General features: G+C 36.5%; 24 protein-coding genes and 4 tRNA genes. 11 read left to right on the top strand and 17 right to left on the bottom strand.

Annotated elements, in window-relative coordinates; all coding sequences use genetic code 11:
* Nucleotides 1–40 precede the first annotated feature (40 nt).
* The 4 genes from HV560_RS05515 to HV560_RS05500 form a co-directional block, all read right to left on the bottom strand.
* Nucleotides 41–868, bottom strand: coding sequence for a Dam family site-specific DNA-(adenine-N6)-methyltransferase (locus HV560_RS05515; RefSeq protein WP_176808057.1), 828 nt, complete (start codon nucleotides 866–868; stop codon nucleotides 41–43).
* Complete coding sequence (gene aroB, locus HV560_RS05510; protein WP_176812338.1) at nucleotides 869–1,960, bottom strand: 3-dehydroquinate synthase; 1,092 nt, start codon at nucleotides 1,958–1,960, stop codon at nucleotides 869–871. It lies immediately after the preceding gene.
* 28 nt (nucleotides 1,961–1,988) lie between these two features.
* Nucleotides 1,989–2,510 carry a shikimate kinase AroK gene (gene aroK, locus HV560_RS05505; protein WP_159629290.1) on the bottom strand — a complete coding sequence of 174 codons (522 nt, stop codon included), beginning with the start codon at nucleotides 2,508–2,510 and terminating at the stop codon, nucleotides 1,989–1,991.
* 232 nt (nucleotides 2,511–2,742) lie between these two features.
* Nucleotides 2,743–5,292 carry a penicillin-binding protein 1A gene (locus HV560_RS05500; RefSeq protein ID WP_176812337.1) on the bottom strand — a complete coding sequence of 850 codons (2,550 nt, stop codon included), beginning with the start codon at nucleotides 5,290–5,292 and terminating at the stop codon, nucleotides 2,743–2,745.
* A 126-nt stretch (nucleotides 5,293–5,418) separates the two neighbouring features.
* Between HV560_RS05500 and HV560_RS05495 the strand changes: the two genes are divergently transcribed.
* The 11 genes from HV560_RS05495 (at nucleotide 5,419) to ruvB (ending at nucleotide 13,263) form a co-directional block, all read left to right on the top strand.
* Entirely contained in the window at nucleotides 5,419–6,126 is a 708-nt protein-coding gene (locus HV560_RS05495; RefSeq protein WP_176812336.1) for a competence protein ComA, read from the top strand.
* A complete protein-coding gene (locus HV560_RS05490; RefSeq protein ID WP_176812335.1) occupies nucleotides 6,102–6,623 on the top strand; it encodes a hypothetical protein in 522 nt (173 codons plus the stop codon). The genes HV560_RS05495 and HV560_RS05490 overlap by 25 nt, the downstream gene beginning before the upstream one ends.
* Before the next feature lies 1 nt (nucleotide 6,624).
* Nucleotides 6,625–7,158, top strand: a complete 534-nt coding sequence (locus tag HV560_RS05485) for a hypothetical protein (RefSeq protein ID WP_176812334.1) — start codon at nucleotides 6,625–6,627, stop codon at nucleotides 7,156–7,158.
* Between the two features lies 1 nt (nucleotide 7,159).
* Nucleotides 7,160–7,570, top strand: a complete 411-nt coding sequence (locus HV560_RS05480; protein WP_176812333.1) for a hypothetical protein — start codon at nucleotides 7,160–7,162, stop codon at nucleotides 7,568–7,570.
* Between the two features lie 8 nt (nucleotides 7,571–7,578).
* Nucleotides 7,579–8,892, top strand: a complete 1,314-nt coding sequence (gene pilQ, locus HV560_RS05475; protein WP_176812332.1) for a type IV pilus secretin PilQ — start codon at nucleotides 7,579–7,581, stop codon at nucleotides 8,890–8,892.
* 79 nt (nucleotides 8,893–8,971) lie between these two features.
* Nucleotides 8,972–9,385 carry a transcription antitermination factor NusB gene (gene nusB, locus HV560_RS05470; RefSeq protein ID WP_176812331.1) on the top strand — a complete coding sequence of 138 codons (414 nt, stop codon included), beginning with the start codon at nucleotides 8,972–8,974 and terminating at the stop codon, nucleotides 9,383–9,385.
* Between the two features lie 63 nt (nucleotides 9,386–9,448).
* On the top strand, nucleotides 9,449–10,429 hold the full coding sequence (thiL, locus tag HV560_RS05465; RefSeq protein ID WP_176812330.1) for a thiamine-phosphate kinase: 981 nt from the start codon (nucleotides 9,449–9,451) through the stop codon (nucleotides 10,427–10,429).
* 5 nt (nucleotides 10,430–10,434) lie between these two features.
* Nucleotides 10,435–10,917 carry a phosphatidylglycerophosphatase A family protein gene (locus tag HV560_RS05460; RefSeq protein WP_176808048.1) on the top strand — a complete coding sequence of 161 codons (483 nt, stop codon included), beginning with the start codon at nucleotides 10,435–10,437 and terminating at the stop codon, nucleotides 10,915–10,917.
* Nucleotides 10,911–11,537: a LysE family transporter gene (locus HV560_RS05455; RefSeq protein ID WP_159629280.1), complete on the top strand. Its 627-nt coding sequence runs from the start codon at nucleotides 10,911–10,913 to the stop codon at nucleotides 11,535–11,537. The genes HV560_RS05460 and HV560_RS05455 overlap by 7 nt, the downstream gene beginning before the upstream one ends.
* Before the next feature lie 108 nt (nucleotides 11,538–11,645).
* Nucleotides 11,646–12,248: a Holliday junction branch migration protein RuvA gene (ruvA, locus tag HV560_RS05450; protein WP_176812329.1), complete on the top strand. Its 603-nt coding sequence runs from the start codon at nucleotides 11,646–11,648 to the stop codon at nucleotides 12,246–12,248.
* A gap of 10 nt (nucleotides 12,249–12,258) precedes the next feature.
* Complete coding sequence (gene ruvB / locus HV560_RS05445) at nucleotides 12,259–13,263, top strand: Holliday junction branch migration DNA helicase RuvB (protein WP_176812328.1); 1,005 nt, start codon at nucleotides 12,259–12,261, stop codon at nucleotides 13,261–13,263.
* A gap of 71 nt (nucleotides 13,264–13,334) precedes the next feature.
* Here ruvB and HV560_RS05440 read toward each other — a convergent pair whose 3' ends face one another.
* From HV560_RS05440 to recX, 13 genes are all read right to left on the bottom strand, one after another.
* Nucleotides 13,335–14,258 (bottom strand): phosphatidate cytidylyltransferase, encoded by a 924-nt coding sequence (locus tag HV560_RS05440; protein ID WP_176812327.1) that lies wholly within the window; start codon nucleotides 14,256–14,258, stop codon nucleotides 13,335–13,337.
* 3 nt (nucleotides 14,259–14,261) lie between these two features.
* Nucleotides 14,262–14,888: a lysophospholipid acyltransferase family protein gene (locus HV560_RS05435; RefSeq protein ID WP_176808044.1), complete on the bottom strand. Its 627-nt coding sequence runs from the start codon at nucleotides 14,886–14,888 to the stop codon at nucleotides 14,262–14,264.
* Complete coding sequence (locus HV560_RS05430; protein ID WP_176812326.1) at nucleotides 14,869–15,537, bottom strand: CDP-alcohol phosphatidyltransferase family protein; 669 nt, start codon at nucleotides 15,535–15,537, stop codon at nucleotides 14,869–14,871. The genes HV560_RS05435 and HV560_RS05430 overlap by 20 nt, the downstream gene beginning before the upstream one ends.
* A 138-nt stretch (nucleotides 15,538–15,675) precedes the next feature.
* A complete protein-coding gene (gene purN, locus HV560_RS05425; protein WP_176808043.1) occupies nucleotides 15,676–16,314 on the bottom strand; it encodes a phosphoribosylglycinamide formyltransferase in 639 nt (212 codons plus the stop codon).
* Nucleotides 16,315–16,405: 91 nt separating this feature from the next.
* A tRNA-Gln gene (locus HV560_RS05420) sits at nucleotides 16,406–16,480 on the bottom strand.
* A gap of 58 nt (nucleotides 16,481–16,538) precedes the next feature.
* A tRNA-Gln gene (locus HV560_RS05415) sits at nucleotides 16,539–16,613 on the bottom strand.
* A 25-nt stretch (nucleotides 16,614–16,638) separates the two neighbouring features.
* Nucleotides 16,639–16,723, bottom strand: a tRNA-Leu gene (locus HV560_RS05410).
* Between the two features lie 2 nt (nucleotides 16,724–16,725).
* Nucleotides 16,726–16,802, bottom strand: a tRNA-Met gene (locus HV560_RS05405).
* A 163-nt stretch (nucleotides 16,803–16,965) separates the two neighbouring features.
* The gene (gene aroE / locus HV560_RS05400; protein ID WP_176812325.1) at nucleotides 16,966–17,790 is read right to left on the bottom strand and encodes a shikimate dehydrogenase; all 825 of its coding nucleotides are present in this window, start codon (nucleotides 17,788–17,790) and stop codon (nucleotides 16,966–16,968) included.
* 6 nt (nucleotides 17,791–17,796) lie between these two features.
* Nucleotides 17,797–18,351 (bottom strand): L-threonylcarbamoyladenylate synthase type 1 TsaC, encoded by a 555-nt coding sequence (gene tsaC, locus HV560_RS05395; protein WP_176812324.1) that lies wholly within the window; start codon nucleotides 18,349–18,351, stop codon nucleotides 17,797–17,799.
* Nucleotides 18,352–18,888 carry a DNA topoisomerase family protein gene (locus tag HV560_RS05390; protein ID WP_176809718.1) on the bottom strand — a complete coding sequence of 179 codons (537 nt, stop codon included), beginning with the start codon at nucleotides 18,886–18,888 and terminating at the stop codon, nucleotides 18,352–18,354.
* Nucleotides 18,889–18,897: 9 nt separating this feature from the next.
* Nucleotides 18,898–19,209: a N(4)-acetylcytidine aminohydrolase gene (gene yqfB / locus HV560_RS05385; protein WP_176809717.1), complete on the bottom strand. Its 312-nt coding sequence runs from the start codon at nucleotides 19,207–19,209 to the stop codon at nucleotides 18,898–18,900.
* Complete coding sequence (recX, locus tag HV560_RS05380; protein WP_176812323.1) at nucleotides 19,202–19,681, bottom strand: recombination regulator RecX; 480 nt, start codon at nucleotides 19,679–19,681, stop codon at nucleotides 19,202–19,204. The genes yqfB and recX overlap by 8 nt, the downstream gene beginning before the upstream one ends.
* Between the last annotated feature and the right edge of the window lie 13 nt (nucleotides 19,682–19,694).

Here is a 19,694-nt window from a genome sequence, read left to right as displayed (position 1 = left end):
CTGTACAAGCGGTCATATTTTTAAAAAAATTTGCAATCACTTAATTAAACAACGCAAATAATTCACCGACTTTAATCCTAGAATCTACTTTCTGCCCAATTGAGCGTTGAACTTGTACTTCCGTAATTTTCGCCGATTGATAGAGCAAGCGAGTAAAATCAGTATCGTGATTTGAAATCAATACAGGAATTCCCTGATCTTTCATTTCTTGAGCTAAATTTGCCAAACGAGTTTGCTGTAATAAGCTAAATCCCCCGCCTGCATATTGGGTAAAATTGCTCTCTTGCAATAAAGGAGCATAAGGAGGATCACAATAGATAGCACAATCTATTAAGCTATTTTTTACCATCTCAAAAACCTGTTCAAAATCTGCACAAATAAAAGTTGCTTTCTGTGCTTTTTCTGCAAAAAAATGTAATTCTTTTTCAGGGAAATAATGTGTTTTATAACGCCCGAATGGCACATTATACCTTTTCTTTTGGTTATAACGACAAAGCCCATTATAACCAAAACGATTTAAGTAGAGAAAAATCACCGAGCGGCGAAAAATATCTTTAGAACGATTAAACTCGGCACGACGTGCTTTATAAAAGGCTTCTGTATTTGCTTGAGGGTGTAGAAAAAGTAATTTTGCTTGAGCGATATAATGCTCAATATCTGCTTTTACTACATTAAATAGATTGATTAAGTCAGGATTAATATCAGCTAAAATATAGTGTTCAAAGTCAGTATTAAGAAACACCGAGCCAGCACCAACAAAGGGCTCTACCAAGCAAGCCTTTTGGGGCAAATGTGTCTGAATATCTGGAATTAGGCGATATTTACCGCCAGCCCATTTTAAAAAGGCTCGGTGTTTAGAATGGCTCATTTAATTTCGCTGAGTAAAACGCTCAATAGCTGCTAATACTTGCTCTTCCGTTGCTTTTGCAAAAACATACGCTTGCCCTAGCGATTTCAGTAAAACTAAACGCAATTGACCACATTGCACTTTCTTATCCCGCCACATATAAGGCAAGTACTCCATAGGCTCCATACCATCTGGCGAAATGGTGGGTAAATTTGATCTCGCCAGTAATTTTTCTAAACGAGCGACATCTACCTCTGTTAAATCACCAAGAATATGCGATAAAGCAGCAGCTTCAAGCATTCCAACAGCGACGGCCTCACCATGTAGCCATACACCATAGCCCATTCGAGCTTCAATAGCATGACCGAAAGTATGCCCAAGATTAAGTAAAGCACGCTCACCTTTTTCTGTTTCATCACGAGCAACAACATCTGCTTTTAATTGACAACAACGTTGAATACAATATTCAAGATCATCTTGTTTTAAGCTAACTAAACCATCAATATGGCTTTCTAGCCATTCAAAAAAAGCAATATCAAAAATGGCACCATATTTAATAACTTCTGCTAAACCTGCACTCACTTCTCTTTTTGGTAAGGTGTGAAGTGTGTTGGTATCAATAATCACCGAAACAGGCTGATAGAAAGCACCAATCATATTTTTGCCAAGAGGATGATTAACGGCTGTTTTACCGCCAACCGAGGAATCAACTTGTGCTAATAAAGTAGTAGGGATTTGAATAAAACGAATGCCACGCTGATAAGAAGCCGCCACATAGCCCGCCACATCACCAATGACTCCGCCACCTAAAGCAATTAAAGTGCTATCACGGTTGTGATTTTTTTCTAACAATGCAGTAAAAATTAGGTTCAATGAATCAAGCGTTTTATGTTCTTCACCATCCGGAATTAATACAGAATCTACTTTGCAGCCTAATTTAGTTAAAGCTTCAGTAACAAGACTAAGATAATACTCAGCAACCGTTGGATTGGAGACAATCATCACTTTATCGCCTGCTTTTAAAGGGCTATAGCTATTAGGATTCTTGAGTAACCCTTCACCAATAGTAATTGGATAACCTCGTTCTTTCAGTTCAACATTAACTTGTAACATAACTTAGCTCCTGCTTTTCAAGCCTTATTTACTGTAAATTATCCATCATATCAATAATTTGGTTTGCGACTACTTTTGCACTTTGTTCATCCGTGTGGATAGTAATATCTGCAATTTCTTCATAAAGAGGGTTACGAATCGCTGCCAGATCTTCAAGGGTTTTACGTGGATCTTCGGTTTGCAATAACGGGCGTTTTTTATCACGCTGAGTACGCTCGAATTGTTTATCTACTGTTGTTTCTAGATAGATTACAATCCCACGAGCTGATAACACATTGCGGTTATCTTTTGATAAAATAGAACCACCGCCCGTTGAAAGCACAATACCATAATTTTGCGTTAATTCATTTAGAATACGCTCTTCACGTTTTCGAAAACCAGCTTCTCCCTCAACATCAAAAATCCAATCAATATCTGCACCAGCTCTTTCTTCGATAATACTGTCAGAATCTAAAAATTCCATACCCAATGTTTGAGCAAGCTGACGACCAATTGTGCTTTTTCCAGCACCCATCGGCCCAATTAAAAAAATATTACGTTTTTCAGCCATTATTTCTTCTTCTATTATTAAAATTTATAAACATCTGATTTGTGAAATTAAAAGAAAAAATGACCGCTTGTTATACAAGCGGTCTGATTTCTTATAAAAATTGCAATAAAATTGATTTATTGACTAAAGAATATACAAATAAACTCACAAATCGCCCAAAGTAAAATTGGTCGTTATTATCGCAAAAAACACCCCTATTTTTCAACTTTTAAGAGCATATTCCTTGTAATTTTTAGAATAACTCACCACTTTGTGCTCCACCCGACGGCGGAAGCCCTAATTGATCTGGAGAAGTTTGCATTGGAGGTTTTTCCGTATAACCTCTTTCAATCACATAGCGTTTTGTGGGCTCAGTTCCTTTAATAAAGAACTCTTTACGACCATCGCCTAAAAAACCACTGCTAGGATCAATTTTCACCTCAACAATATTTTTTGGCACAATCTCTTTTTCAACCTTTTTATCCGCTAATGCAACTTTCATATAGTTCGTCCAAGCTGGCAATGCTGTGGCTGAGCCTGAAGCGCCTTTACCTAAACGTTTATTATTATCAAAGCCAACATAAACTACGGTTGAAATATCTGCACCAAAGCCAGCATACCAGGTTGCTTTTGCATTATTAGTTGTACCTGTTTTACCACCTACATCAGCACGCTTAATTGTGTTTAACATTTTATAACTCGTCCCTCTCCAACCATATTCAGGCTCGCCAGTAACAGCGGTAGCTAAAGCACTACGCATTAAAAATGCTAATTCATTACTAATAACATGCGGTGCATAGCGTAATCCTTTAATGTGGTGAGAAGACTCTGCCATTAAACTAGGTGCACTTTTTTCAGCGTTATCGGCTTGTAATTCAGGTTCTATATCAGTGATATCTTCAACAACCTCTTCATTGTTATTAGATGTTGTTGTAGGCATAGTGCCAACCTGTGTTTCATCGTGAATTTTTACGGAATCGAAATATTGCGGTTCAGAATAAATAACAGGATGATTACAAAGTAAACAAGCGACAACAGGATTCGCTTGATAAAGCTCATAGCCTTGAGCATCAATAATGCGATCAATAATATATGGTTCAATTAAATAACCACCATTATTAAATACGGCATAAGCTCGGGCCATTTCTAATGGCGTGAAAGAAGCGGCACCTAATGCCAGAGATTCTGTCGCTACATATTGATTAGGGTTAAAGCCAAAACGTTGTAAATAGTCGGCGACATAATCAATTCCAGCCATTTGTAACACGCGAATTGCCACCATATTTCTAGACTTACCTAACGCAACTCTTACCCTTACTGGTCCACCATAAACTCCATCGGCATTTTTAGGTCTCCATTCTTTCTGTCCTTTCTTTTTAATGACAATCTGACCATCGCTGATTGTAGTAGAAAGACTTAAACCTTTATTCATTGCTGCTGTATAAATAAATGGCTTAATCGCAGATCCCACTTGCACTACAGATTGAGTTGCACGATTAAAACGGCTCTGCTCAAAACTAAAACCACCAACAATAGCTTCAATGGCTCCATTTTCACTATTAATTGAAACTAAAGCAGAGTTTACTTCTGGAATTTGACCTAAAGCCCACTCTTTGTTTTTATTTTGTCTCACCCAAATTTGTTCACCCACTTTTAGCCCTTTAGGAGCAAAAGAAGCATTAGTACGTTTTAAAGTGGACGTATCTCCATTTGCTAATAAAATAGCATACTTCGATTTATCTGCTTGCATTACTACCGCTGGCGTAAAAGGCTCTGATTTTGGCAATTTACTTAAATACTCGATAATTTTCTCATCATCCCAAGCTTCACTTCCTGTCCATAATTTTTCAGCACCACGCCAGCCATGTTTACGATCATAATCAATCAAGTTATCACGTAATGCATCTTGTGCCGCTTTTTGATCAGCTGAAAGCACCGTTGCATAAACTTTTAAGCCTTTATTGTAAGCAATATTTTCACCATAACGTTTTACAATTTCTTGACGAACCATCTCTGTAACATAATCAGCACGAAACTCTAACGCTGCACCATAATAATTAGCAACAATCGGCTCTGCTTTCGCTTTTTCGTATTCATCTCTGGTAATATCTCTGGTTTCAAGCATTCGTCCTAAAACGATATTACGACGCTCTTCAGCACGTTTTACGGAATAAAGCGGGTTCATCGTTGATGGTGCTTTTGGCAAACCTGCAATAATTGCAATTTCAGAAAGTGTTAAATCTTTCAACGCTTTATTGAAATAGGTTTTTGCTGCTGCAACAACACCATATGAGCGATATCCCAAATAAATCTTATTTAAGTAAAGCTCTAAAATTTCGTCTTTCGTTAGCACTTGCTCAATTTCTAATGCAAGAATAGCCTCTTTCACTTTACGCTCAAGGCTACGCTCAGGTGTTAAGAAAAAGTTTTTCGCTAACTGCTGAGTAATAGTACTCGCACCTTGTCTGTCACCCTGACTGATACGCCAAACTGCACGCATAATACCTTTAGGATCTATCCCTTTATGTTCATAAAAACGCGCATCCTCTGTAGCTAAAATCGCTTTTATCAGCATTGGAGGCACCTCTTCAAGATTGACAGGAATACGGCGTTCTTCCCCTACTTCACCAATTAATTTACCATCTAAGGTAAAAATCTGCATTGGTTGCTGCAACTGAACATTCTTAAGTGTTGCCACATCAGGCAAATCAGACTTGATGTGCATATAAAGTAAACCGCCAATTACCCCACCTAAAATTAGCAGTGAAAGTAAAGCACTAAATATTATTTTTGCGATCCGCATCGAAAAAATCTCTTTTGGTTAATGACTAAATATAAATTTAAAGCGAATATTAAGTTACTAAGTATAAGCGAAAACGCTGATTTAGCCTAACTAAATTACCATAAATTTTACTTAACTGTAGCGATTATGAAATTACTTAAATCATCAAAAAAGCCTTTACAGCCTACTATTATTGGCTTAAGCGAAAATGAACAATATTATTGTTTAGTCAAAAATGAGGAAAATACATTCAATGTATTTTGGCAGAAAAAGAGAGAAGGACTTGAATCTTCTATTCAAACAATAATGCAAAAAGATATGGCAAAATCCGGTAAAAATTTTAGCCTCGTACGTGCTATTCCCTACCAATACATTTGGAGAAAAACTGTTTTTATGTCGAAAAATCTTGATGAGATCCAATTACATCGACAAATTATTCTGATTTTAAAAAATGAACAGCCGCTTGCTATTGAATTACTTAATTTTGATTATCAGCGATTTCCGAGTAGTAATAACAATCTTGATAGAATTATCATCTATGCAATAAATAAAAAGTATGCCGAAAGTTTAAACCAATTTAGCAGTATATTAGATTGCGAGCTTCATTGTTATATGAGAGGTCTTTTTTATTTAATGAGTGAATATGACACTAAAAAATCTTTTAGTTTCTCTTTTAAGGAAAAAATATGCCAATTTACTGAAACAGAGCTCTATTTTTATGAAATAGCACCTGAAGATTGTATTTATTTATCTAACATTTCCATTACTGATATTGATATACAATCTGATGATGATAAACAACTTTATTGTCTCGCACTTGGAGCAAGTTTATGGAATGGCAAGGTATTGATTTAAGCGATAATAAAAAACGAAAATGGATACACATTGCTTATAGCAGTATCAAAAATATCACTTACATTGTGTTATTCACGGGCATTATCAGCTTATACCTTATCTTTTATGGTTCAAGGCAAGATAAAGATATGAATATTCTCACACAACAGTTAGAGCAGAAAAAGAATGAGGTATTAGAATTTAAAAATAAAATCTTACTTCTGCAAAGTGGAGAAAATAATAGTTTATCTTTTGCTGAAAATAATAAACTAGCAAAATTACTAACACTCATTAATAAATTACCATTAAAAAGAGGGGGGATAGAAGTAATACAAATCCATCAAGAAAACGAGCTACATTTAAAAATGAGTGGCAATTTAAGTGAGGAAGATGATTTTAAAAAGTTAGAACAATATCTATATAACCAAGATTTTGTTGAAACAAAAACAGAATCCGTGAGTGTAAATCATAAAAATGAAATCACCTTTATTTTTAACATAAAGTATAAAGCGAACTAATATGATCTTAATTAAAAATAAAATTAACGATATTTACTCCAACCCAAGCAGTAACCTTTTTAAAGCTATATATCTCATTAAGAAATATCAGAAAATCATACAATTATCTATATTTATTACATTTATAGTACTACCAATCACTTACATAATAAAAAATCACTTAGAAATTAATAATTTATTAGAAAAAATAGAAATCCAAAATAAAGAACTTGAGTATCAGAAGACCTCATACAAGAGTTTATTTAATAAAGGCAAAAGTGAAAAAACAGACTATAACTTAACCACCATTAATAATACAATAAAGAAAATTGCTCAAAAACATCAACTTAACATTGATAGCCTAAATTGGAATTTAGAACAAGGGAAAAGCATTGAGTTAAAAATAGTTGGCAATAGTCATTTACTGTTTAGCTTTATTAATGAAATAAATAAAACCAACTATTTGAAATATAACTTACTCACTTTAACCAAATCTACTCAAAACAAAAAAATTGAATTAAATGCCATATTAGTGGTTGTAACAAATAAGGAATAATATGCGTAACTATTTACTCTCTTTTTTATTTATTAGTTCGAGTGTATTAGCTATAGATCCATTTTTCGGTGAACAATCTCATATAAAAAATGAATCCGATACAATTAACACGACGTTGGAAATTACAAAAAATTTGGAAAAATTAACCGCTTGTCAGCCTCTAGAAAGAAAATCTCACTTAAATTTAGAGGCAGATTTTGAGAAGCTGAAACTTATTGGAATAATTAAGATCAATCAAAATTTTAGTGCCTTATTTATTGATGAAAAAGAGCAGTTATTTGAATTTAAAGAAACGGATTTAGTTAATAAAGAAATTGAAATAAAAAATATTAATCTTAAATCAATAACTTATATTAATTGGAAATTAACTCAAGATTGTAATATGCCTTACGAAATCACCTTAAAATTATAGAGGTTAGTATGTTTAGAATTTTTCTTTTTTTATTTATTAGCTCCTCATTAGCATTTGCTAACACAATTTCTCTTGCTGTGAAAAATGCACCCACTGCAACCATTTTGACTTATTTATCCGAAGAAATAGGAAAAAATATTGTTTTAGATGATAATATTCAAACAAAATCAACATTAAGATTAGAAAATAAATCCATTGACGATATATTCAAAGTAATAAGCACAATGAATAAATTATCGCTACATCAAGAAGGTGATGTTATTTATATCAGTAAAAAAGAAGAAAAATTGACCGATTTAAAAACAATTCCAATCGCTCATTTGCAAAATAATATAGAAAATACACCGCTTGTTACCACACCCAAACTCATTACTAAAACAATAAAACTACATTATGCTAAAGCCTCAGAAGTGATTGAATCTTTAACAAAAGGCAGCGGTACTTTTTTATCTGAAAATGGCTATATCCATTTTGATGAGCGAAGTAATAGTTTAATTATCAAAGACAGTACAAAATCACTTCAACACATAGAAAAGTTAGTTAAACAGCTTGACCAACCAACTGAGCAAATTGCAATTGAAGCACGCATTGTCACAATCAGCAGTGAACATTTACAAGAATTGGGGGTGCGTTGGGGAATGTTCTCAAAAGGGGCTGATCACTATAAATTTGGTGGGCGACTTGAAAGTAACGGATTAAGCAATGTTGCTAATAATCTCAATGTGAGTTTTCCTGTTACGAATGGTGCTTCAGCAGTTTTACAAGTCGCTTCTATTAATAGCCGAGTACTGGATCTGGAATTGAGTGCCTTAGAGCAAGAAAATAGTGTAGAAATTATCGCCAGCCCTCGCCTTTTGACTACGAATAAAAAACCAGCGAGTATCAAACAAGGTACAGAAATTCCTTATGTGATGTACAATAAAAAATCGGAAGCTACTAATGTGGAATTTAAAGAAGCCGTGCTGGGCTTAGAAGTTATTCCTCATCTTTCGACTGAAAATCAAATATTACTCGATCTGATTGTTACTCAAAATTCTCCTAATTCGCAATCAGGCAGTAGTGGCTTAGTGACTATTGATAAACAAGAATTGAATACACAAGTTTTTGCGAAACACGGCGAAACGATCGTTTTAGGCGGAGTTTTCCAACATTTAACGCAAAAAGGAGAAGATAAAGTACCTATTTTAGGTTCAATTCCGTTTATCAAACGCTTATTCAGCCAAACTCGAGATAAAATTAGCAAAAGAGAACTTGTGATTTTTGTTACCCCTTACATTATTCAATCAAATGAAAAATTAGGTGGTGTGAAAAAATCAAAATAGCCAAGATAAACGTGAGCAAAAATAGGGGAACTGTGATAAAATCAGCCGTCATTTTTTGTGTTACAGATTTAGAGGTTTTATGAAAGTTTCCCCACGTCGTCGTGCAAGAGAGTGTGCAATACAAGCCATTTATTCTTGGTATATTTCTAAAAATACAGTTGAAGAAGTGGAATTAGCGTTTATTGCCGATCAGGATATGAAAGGTGTGGATATGCCTTATTTCCGTAAACTTTTTCGTGGTGTTGTAAATAATGTTGAGGCAATTGATGAGGCATTGCGTCCTTTTTTAGATCGTCACGAGAACGACATTGATCCTATCGAGCGTTCCATTCTTCGCCTATCTGGCTATGAACTGAAATTTGAAGAGGATGTGCCTTTCCGTGTGGCAATCAATGAAGGTATTGAGGTGGCAAAAGTATTCGGTTCCGATGACAGCCACAAATATATCAACGGTATTTTAGATAAATTAGCACCCGCACTCGGTAGGAAATAAAATATTCCCCAATTTTTAGCTAAAATTGGGGATTTTGTTGAGCATAAAATTTAAGGATATTTTATGGGTGAATTTGATATTATCGAACGTTATTTCAATGCGTCTCAACGCCCAGCCCGTAGAGATGTGGTGCTGGCTATTGGCGATGACTGTGCTGTTACTTCACTTAAACTAAATCAACAACTTGCAATCACAACAGATACTTTAGTTTGTGGCACTCATTTTCTCCCTACAATTTCAGCAGCCGATCTTGCTTATAAATGTGTAGCGGTAAATTTAAGCGATCTTGCTTCAATGGGTGCAGAACCTGCTTGGATCTCTTTAGCCTTAACCTTACCTGAAATTAATCATAACTGGCTTGCTGAATTTAGTAAACATCTCTTTAATATTTTAGATCATTATAATGTTGACTTGATTGGTGGCGACACCACTAAAGGGCATTTATCCTTAACTCTTACCGCACAAGGGATTGTGCCACAAGATAAAGCGTTATTTCGCCATAATGCCAAAATTGGCGATTGGATCTATGTCTCAGGAACACTTGGTGACAGTGCAGGTGGTTTACAATTATTACTCAATCAAAAAACAGACAACGTAAATTGGAATAAAGATGAAAGCTACCTTATTCAACGTCATTTACGTCCAACACCTAGAGTATTGCTTGGTCTGACTATTGCCTCTATTGCTAATGCAGCAATTGATATTTCAGATGGCTTACTCTCTGATTTAGGCCATATTCTAAAACGCAGTCGCTGTGGTGCCATCATAAACCTCGATGATTTGCCACTTTCTGAATCGCTATTAAATTGCTACTCAAAAGAAAAAGCCGAACAGTTTGCATTAAGTGGTGGAGAAGATTACGAGCTTTGCTTTACTGTTCATAACGATAACAAACAAAAATTAGAAAAAGCCTTAACTAACATCGGTGTAAATTATACTTGCATCGGGCAAATTCGCTCAGCCAAAGAAGGATTAACCTTATTACGTCATAATGAAGCAGTAAGATTGCCCGCTAAAAGTGGATTTGACCATTTCAAAAAATAAATACAATGAAACCAATTGATCTTAAAAATCCCATTCATTTTATTGCCTTTGGATTTGGCTCAGGCTTGCTAACGCCTGCTCCAGGAACTTGGGGAAGCCTTGTCGGCATAATACTTTCCATTATCTTATGGACAATCGCTCAATCTAGCTTATTTTTTATTTTTCTAACGCTGGTTAGTTTTATTGCGGGTTGCTATATTTGTACAACAGCCAGCCAAGACCTCAATATTCACGATGATGGGCGAATTGTTTGGGACGAAATTACGGCTATCTTTCTAATGTTCGCTTATTTACCTGAATATAATCTATTAAGCTATGTACTGGCTTTTATCAGTTTCCGAATATTTGATATTATCAAACCGTTCCCAATCCGCTATTTCGACGAAAAATTAAAAGGCGGCTTAGGCATTATGTTAGATGATATTCTCGCCGCTATTTTCGCACTCGCTTCACTGTATATTTTGTACTATTTTATCTCACTATGCTGACGATTTTATTTATTCACTTAGCAGGGCTAGTAAGCCCTGGCCCTGATTTCTTTTATGTTGTAAGGCAATCTGCAAGCCATTCAATTAAAAAAGGCTTTTTAGCCGCAATCGGCATTTCTCTTGGCATTATTTTCTGGGCAAGTTTCGCCATTTTCGGATTAAGTTGGTTAAGCAAAAATATCGGCGAAATTTTCCAATATAGCATTATGCTGATAGGTGGCTGCTACCTTATTTATATAGGCTCAAAAATGGTAAGAGTAACTGCAAGCATTACTTTTACAGAACATAAAACCACACTCACACCGCTAAAGAACTGTGAAGAAATCCGAAAAGGCCTATTCATCAACATTTTCAATGCTAAAGCAGGAATTTACTTTACCAGCGTTATTTCTGCTTATTTAGGCAATTTTACAAAAACATCACAAATGTTTGAGTTACTCTTTTTATTTGTTATCAGCACATTGGCTTATTTTTGTGTGGTTGCACTGCTCTTTTCTCGCCGCCCAATAAGACAATTCTATGCCAAATATAGCCGCTATATTGATAACATCTCAGGCATAATTTTTATGCTGTTTGGGCTGATGTTGATTTATGAAGGATTTACCCATCTCATTAAATAACAAGCGGTCGTTTTTGACAAAAAATTTGCAAAATCCGCACAGAAAAAACAGTGTTATTTTATACAGTTTCTGCTATGCTACTGCCAACTCTAACTTTCGGATAAAACAATGATAGGACGATTACAGGGCAAAATTATTGAAAAACAGCCACCAGAAATTTTACTCGATGTGCAGGGTGTAGGCTACGAGCTACTGCTCCCAATGACGAGTTTTTACAACCTGCCACAAATAGGTGATGAAACCGCTATTTTTACTCATTTAGTAGTGCGTGAAGATGCTCACTTGCTCTTTGGTTTTTCGCAAAAACAAGATAGATCGTTATTTCGTGAACTGATTAAAACTAATGGAGTCGGTCCAAAACTTGCACTCGCTATTCTTTCAGCAATGTCAGTTTCACAATTTGTGACCGCCATTGAACAGGAAGAGTTAACAAAATTAACTAAAATTCCAGGAATTGGACGAAAAACCGCCGAGCGTTTACTTGTTGAGCTAAAAGGAAAATTTAAAGGCATTGAGCAAACTGACTTCTTTGTTGAAGCTTCAGATCACACTATAGTAAATCATACGCCAGATCCAGCGAATGAAGCCCTTGATGCTCTCATTTCGTTAGGTTATAAACCATCCGATGCAGAAAAAATGATTAAGAAAGTCAATAAATCTGACGCAACAAGTGAACAGCTCATTCGTGAGGCATTAAAAAATTCGTTATAAACATTAAATTATGATTGAAGCAGATAGAATCATCAGTGCCTCACCAAAACGTGAGGAAGAAGTCATCGACCGTGCAATTCGCCCTAAATTGCTCGCTAATTATGTTGGGCAGACTTCTGTCCGTGATCAGATGGAAATCTTTATTAAAGCCGCTAAATTGCGTGATGAAGCTCTCGATCATTTACTTATTTTCGGGCCACCTGGTTTAGGTAAAACAACCCTTGCCAATATTGTGGCAAATGAAATGGGCGTGAATATCCGAACCACTTCTGGTCCAGTGTTAGAGAAAGCTGGCGACTTAGCTGCAATGCTGACTAATCTTGAGCCCTACGATGTTCTTTTCATTGATGAAATCCACCGCCTCTCGCCCGCTATTGAGGAAGTGCTTTACCCCGCAATGGAAGATTATCAACTTGATATTATGATTGGCGAAGGCCCCGCCGCACGCTCAATTAAGCTCGACTTACCCCCTTTTACCTTAGTGGGGGCAACTACGCGTGCTGGATCACTCACCTCACCATTACGAGATCGTTTTGGTATTGTACAACGATTGGAGTTTTATTCAGTCGACGATCTCACGTTAATTGTTAAACGCAGTGCCGACTGCCTCAATCTAAATTTATCAGCAGATGGCGCTTATGAAGTCGCTCGCCGCTCTCGTGGCACACCTCGTATTGCTAACCGCCTACTTCGCCGTGTGCGAGATTATGCCGATGTTCGCAATAACGGTATTATTACGTCTGATATTGCAAAGCAAGCCTTAGCAATGCTTGATGTGGATTCTGAAGGTTTTGATTTTATGGATATCAAACTCTTGCAAGCGATTGTAGAGCGTTTTGACGGCGGACCTGTTGGTTTGGATAACCTTGCAGCAGCGATTGGCGAAGAGCGAGATACAATAGAAGATGTGCTAGAGCCTTATCTCATTCAACAAGGCTTTCTACAACGCACACCAAGAGGCAGAATTGCGACGAATAGAACTTATGCACACCTTGGTATGACTAAAATTGATTAACTCACAAGCGGTTATTTTTGTGTAAAAATTTGCAAAATTTTAGGCAAAAACGACCGCTTGTAAATTGTTCTCTATGCCCAATAATACCTCACAATATGGAAGAACACAGGAGCAGAAAAACAAATTGAATCTACTCTATCTAACATTCCGCCGTGTCCTTTAATCATTCTGCCCCAATCTTTTACGCCATAATCTCGTTTAATTGCAGACATCACCAATCCGCCAAAAAAGCCCATTAAACAAATCACAAAACCAATAACACCTGCTTGTAACGTTGAGAATGGTGTAATAGGAGCAAGCAAGATTGCAATAGCAGTTGCACTTAAAATACCCCCTACTGTGCCGGCAACTGTTTTAGATGGCGATAGACTTGGCATAATTTTACGTTTACCGACTAATTTGCCCCAAATGTACTGCAATACATCACTTAATTGAACAATTGCAATTAAGAAAATCAGCAGTTGGATATTTTGATGTTTATCTAATCCTTGAACATTTAAGGTAAGCAATGCTGGAACGTGCGAAAGACAGAAAATACTAATCATCACCGCCCATTGAATTTTGGCTGAACGCCCTAAAAAATGCTCGGTTTTGCCTGTTAAGCTCCCTACAATCGGCAATAATAAAAAGCCATAAACAGGAATAAAAATAGAGAACATTCCATACCATTCTGTCCACACAAAATAGTATTGTATCGGTAGTAGTAAATAGAAACAGACTACTAAGGCGTAATAGTCGTGCCTGTCTTGATAGACCAGCGTCATAAACTCTCGCAATGCCGCAAAAGAGATAAGGAAAAAGAGCAAAATTGTGCCGTTTTGCCCGAATGCAAAAGCAAATAACAACACAAAAAGCATTACCCACCAGGCATAGATACGAGCATTTAAATTCTCAATAGTATTCGTATTGCCCTTGTGTTTTTTAAGCATAAAGCCAATTGCCGAAGCTAGCACTAAAATCCCGAAAAAAGAGAGAAAAATTGTACTCATTGTCATTATTTACTCCTTATGCGTTGGGGAAAGAGCAAGCAACGCTTGGCGTGTGCGTTCGATAAAATCGGCTTTTTCTTCGCCTTCTTGCAATGAAATTGCTTCACCAAAACGAACCTGGCACATTAGCGGAATAGGCAAAATTGTTCCTTTTGGTAAAACTTGTTTCATATTATCAATCCAGACCGGTACAAATTGAATATTAGCTTGTTGTTTGGCGAGATGATAAATCCCACTTTTAAAAGGTTGTAGTACTTCTTCACTTAAATTACGTGTACCTTCCGGGAAAATAATCAGATTTTCACCTGTTGAAAGCTGGTTAGCCATATTTTCAATCGCAAGTTGCGGATTATCACTGTTACGTTCTACCAACAATACATTAAAAACAGCATTCGCAATAAAACGGCGAATAGCTCCTTTCTGCCAATAATCCGCCCCAGCAACAGGGCGGGTTTTTAGGCGTAAATGTTGCGGTAATGAAATCCAAACTAAGATAAAATCACCGTGGCTATGATGATTTGCGTAATAAACCGTCGGTACGCTATTTTTAGTTAATTGTTGAGGACGAACACCTGTAATAAAAGAGGCAAAAAAGCAAATAATATGGTCAATAAATTTAGCGAGTAACCTTTTCATTCTGTTTCTCCAAAGAATTAAGTTCGGCTGAAATCGCCATTGTACGAACATAGCAAGTATAAGCGGTGCCAAGTGTGATAATAATTAAGGTTGCAGAAAGTGTATAAGCGGTTAAATTAAAATAGATTTCTACCGCAGCAAGCAAACAACCCACCGTGATTGCTGCCATTCTTTGTTGTTTTGCCATCGGACCTTGAAAACGTTGCGGTAATCCTAAACTTCCGCCAAAGATACGAATATAGGCAGTTAAAGCCGCCAACAATGCTGCCAGCCAGCCTAACCAGAAAAATGGTGTAGCATAGCCTAATGCAATTAAGAATAGACTGTCTGCCACCCTGTCTGGAAATTCATTAAAAATTGCCCCATTTGCGGTTTTCTTTCCGCCTTCTACTGCTACCATTCCATCAAACAGGTTACATAGCAGACGCATTTGCACCATCAAAGCACAGAAAATCAGAGCCGAAATAGATTGGCTAAAAAATAAAGCGGCTGCCCCAAATAACGCAAACAACATACTTAAACACGAAATTTGATTAGGTGTTGGGAAGCTTTTACGGGCAAGCCAAGCGGCAAATTCTGCAAGCCATCTATTGTTGCGAGAGCTTAGCGGGCGACGATTTTCTGCCCTATTTTCAAAATGCTCTGACATCATTTTTCCTTTTTAACATAAAACGATTCAAGATTAACCTCTATTTACAAAGCGGTTGATTTTAACCTCTAATTTGTAAAATATATAACAAGAAACTGCATTTCTAGCCTCTTTTATTCTTGGCTAATGATCGGACAATTACTCCTCGGCATAACCTGTTGAAGAGAGCTCTTTCCCATCTAAATAAGCTTTTCCGTTTTCAGCAAGTAAACGTCCCGAACAAAACCACTCAACTACCAACGGATAATATTGATGCTCCTGCTCAACCACACGAGCTACCACATCTTCAACTTCATCATCAGGGTAAATAGGTACTTTGGCTTGCAACACAATTGCTCCAGCATCAACTTCCTCATTAACAAAATGAATGGTTGTACCGTGTTCAGAATCACCAGCCTCGATCGCTCTTTGATATGTATTTAATCCTGGATATTTTGGCAATAATGAAGGGTGAATATTCAGAATTTTCCCCTCAAAACGCTGGGTAAACTCAGGTGTTAAAATTTTCATATAGCCTGCCAGAACAATTAACTCCGCCCCTAGCTTCTCAATTTGTTCTGCAATAGCGAAATCCATTGCTAAATTACTTTCATAATCTTTACGAGAAAATACAAAGGTTGGAATACCTGCCTTTTTAGCTCGCACTAAACCATACGCATCTGCCTTATTGCAAATTACACCGCAAATTTGACCGCTTGCATTAGCTGATTTCTGACTATCAATAATTGCCTGTAAATTAGAACCATTACCTGAAATTAATACCACAAATTTTTTCATTTTCATTACTTATTCAAAATTAATTATGGCTATATTATGCCTTGAATTAAATTTTCAGTACAGAAATTAAAAATAAAGAAGGAAAATAAGATGGCTGGGGTACTAGGATTCGAACCTAGGGATGCCGAGATCAAAACCCGGTGCCTTACCGCTTGGCGATACCCCAAATGAAAAAAACTAACTTACGTTAGCCTAACTATTAGATTGGAAAAATTGAAATTAGATGGCTGGGGTACTAGGATTCGAACCTAGGGATGCCGAGATCAAAACCCGGTGCCTTACCGCTTGGCGATACCCCAACACTAATTTTTGTTAATCGATAAATGGTGCGGGACGAGGGACTTGAACCCACACACCTCTCGGCGCCAGAACCTAAATCTGGTGCGTCTACCAATTTCGCCAGTCCCGCAATGGTGGCTACAGCGAGATTCGAACTTGCGACCCCAACATTATGAGTGTTGTGCTCTAACCAGCTGAGCTATGTAGCCATTTGCGTTCACCATTCGGTTAACGGAGTGCATTATGCTAATTTTAGTGCTTTCCGTCAAATACTTTTTCTTAAAAAATTTGATTTTTTAGCTCGCTTGTATACATATTCATCATTTTAATTAGAATCAAACAATTTTTGTTTATAAAATAATAGCTTATCTACTATTTAGCAGATTGCATCTCTTGTTTTAATTGCATTAGCACTGGTTCAATATCTGGGAATTCATCTTCCCACAACGCAAACGCAAAAGCCGCCTGCCCAACAAGCATACCTAATCCATCTTGATATTCTGTGGAACCACAATTTCTCGCATAATTGAGAAAAGGGGTTTTCATACCAACAGCATATTGCATATCGTAAATTTTTGCTGACGCCATTAGACTTTTCGGCAACTCTACATATTTACCTTGCAAACCTAACGAAGTGGCATTAATAATTAAATCAAACTGCTGCTCTGCTATCTCTTCTAAACAAGCGGTCTGAATTCTGCCAAATTTTGTAAATTTTTCAGCTAAAATCACCGCTTTATCTTCTGTACGATTATAAATACTAATTTCTAATCCAGCTTGAAGGAGTGGAAGAAGCACACCTTTGGTTGCACCACCAGCTCCTAAAATTAAGGTTTTTTGCCCTACTTTTAACCAACCTAAACGCTTCAAATCAGCAACCAAACCTTTTCCATCCGTATTATCTGCATATAAACTGCCATCTTCCAAGCGTTTAAGTGTATTACACGACTCAGCCAATAAACAGCTATCGCTATATTTATCCGCCAGAGCAAATGCTCGCTCCTTAAACGGAGACGTAATATTACAGCCTTTCGCCCCTAATTGAAAAAACTCCGCTAATTGTTGCTCAAAGGTAATTTCGTCTCCCAACTTAGCCACATATTCAATATTGCGTTGCGTTTGTAAGCCGAAAAGTTGATGGATTCGAGGCGATTTACTTTGAGCAATTGGGTTACCCCAAACGGCGTATTGATTCATCTTAGATTATCCTTGTCTAAAAATCTGTTGGGTGAAAATATCTCGAATTTCAGAGGCTTTTTCTCTGCCTAACGTGTCTGCTCTCAATACTGGAAAATCTTCTCCAAACCGTGCTTTCACTTCTTGAACGGTTCGACAAGATGGTTGACCAGTCAAATTAGCACTAGTGGAAGTCAAGGCAAACCCCGTAGCTTCGCACAATTCCATTACTGCGGGTACATAACATAAACGTACTGCAATAGAATCAAATTTACCGGTGAGATAACTCGGCACACTATTTTTCACTGGCACAATCCAAGTAATAGCTTGCTTGCTTATTTGCTTTAGCTGTTGCCAAGAATGTTCTGTCATTCGTGTTTCATCAATATAAGGCAGTAGATATTTTAAATCTGAGGCTAATAAGATTAAGCCTTTTTCTTCGGATCGTTGTTTCAAATCAAGTAATTTTCTCACCGCTTTTTCACTTTGTGGATTACAGCCTAAGCCAAAAACAGCTTCAGTAGGATAAGCAACAACTTCTTCTTGCCTTAATTGATTGACTATCTCTAAAAAATTATTCATCTAAAATTCTACTTCTTTTTGTGTTCTTGCTTCGCAATTTTTATTAGCACAAATATAATATTGCTTACCTTTAATTTTTTTGATAATTGCTAATTCATAATCGCATTTTTCACATTCATATTTAATCGGCTTTGTATTTAAGGTAAATTTGCAATTTGGAAAACCAGCACAGCCATAAAAAGTTCTACCTGAACGTCCTTTTCTGACCAGTAATTTGTGTTGTTTGCATTCAGGGCAACTAAATTCTTCTGCCACATCTGCTTCTTCCTGAACGATAAAATTACATTCAGGATAATTGCTGCAACCAATAAAAATACCATAGATACCTTGCTTTAATTGGAGATGATGCCCACATTCAGAACAACATTCATCTAGCTCTTTAATAATATGATTAGCTTGGTGTAATGGCTTAATATAATCGCACTCTGGGTAAATAGAACACCCAAGAAACAAGCCCTTCTTACCCTGCTTAAGTTGTAGAGGAGAATTACACTGTGGACATAGCTCAACTTGCTTGGTGGATTTAAAAAGTGTCATAGTTTTAAGCTAAATCAATTCAAAGTGGATCACAAAAAATGCATTATCATTCGGGTAAATCTCTCGAATAACCGTTTTCAACTCCGCTAAGCTCATATTCTCTTGCTGAGCATACTGTTCGTTTAACTCATCATATTGAATAGGTGTCACAGAAAGTATCTTGATATTAGCAAAAAATCTATCCGTTTCGTTAGTAAAGACCGCTAATTCTTGATTCCGACGAAAGTAGGATTCCGATTTATCTCGAATTGTAATGTTTTTTTTACCGCTTAAAATATCCGCTTCAAATCGACTAAAAAAGGTAATTTTATCTCTACTCATATTCACTATTCTCATAGTCCAAATGCATCAAATGGCTGAAATGGTCATTATAAAAACCACGACTTAACATAAAACGCCACATTTTCTGTTTTGCTTTCAAATTCCATACTAGCGGTCGTTTTTTCTCAAAAATTTGCTCAGCTAACTCAAACCAATCTACTTCTGCCTTTTCAAGTTCTTGGCTAATTAACCAATCTTTAACGCCTTTGAGCTTTAATTCTTGTTTCAACCGACGGGGACCAATCCCTTGCATTGAGCGGTATCGAATAAAAGCCACACAAAAACGTTCATCACTTTGCCAATTATTAGCTTGTGCTTTTTTAATCGCATTCTCAACCTCATCAAGATCATACTCTTTTTGCTTAAGTTTTTGGCGAAGCTCTTGCTCACTATAATCACGTTTTGACAGTAAATATAATAAATAGTTAGCCGCTGTGTATTTATTTGTTTTAGTTGTAGAAATTGTTTCCATAAATTGAAATAAA

Origin of the sequence: Mannheimia pernigra (assembly GCF_013377995.1) — a bacterium.
Classification (GTDB): Bacteria; Pseudomonadota; Gammaproteobacteria; order Enterobacterales; family Pasteurellaceae; genus Mannheimia; species Mannheimia pernigra.
The sequence above is the reverse complement of the archived record's forward strand: the minus strand, read 5'-3'. Positions and strand labels throughout refer to the sequence as shown.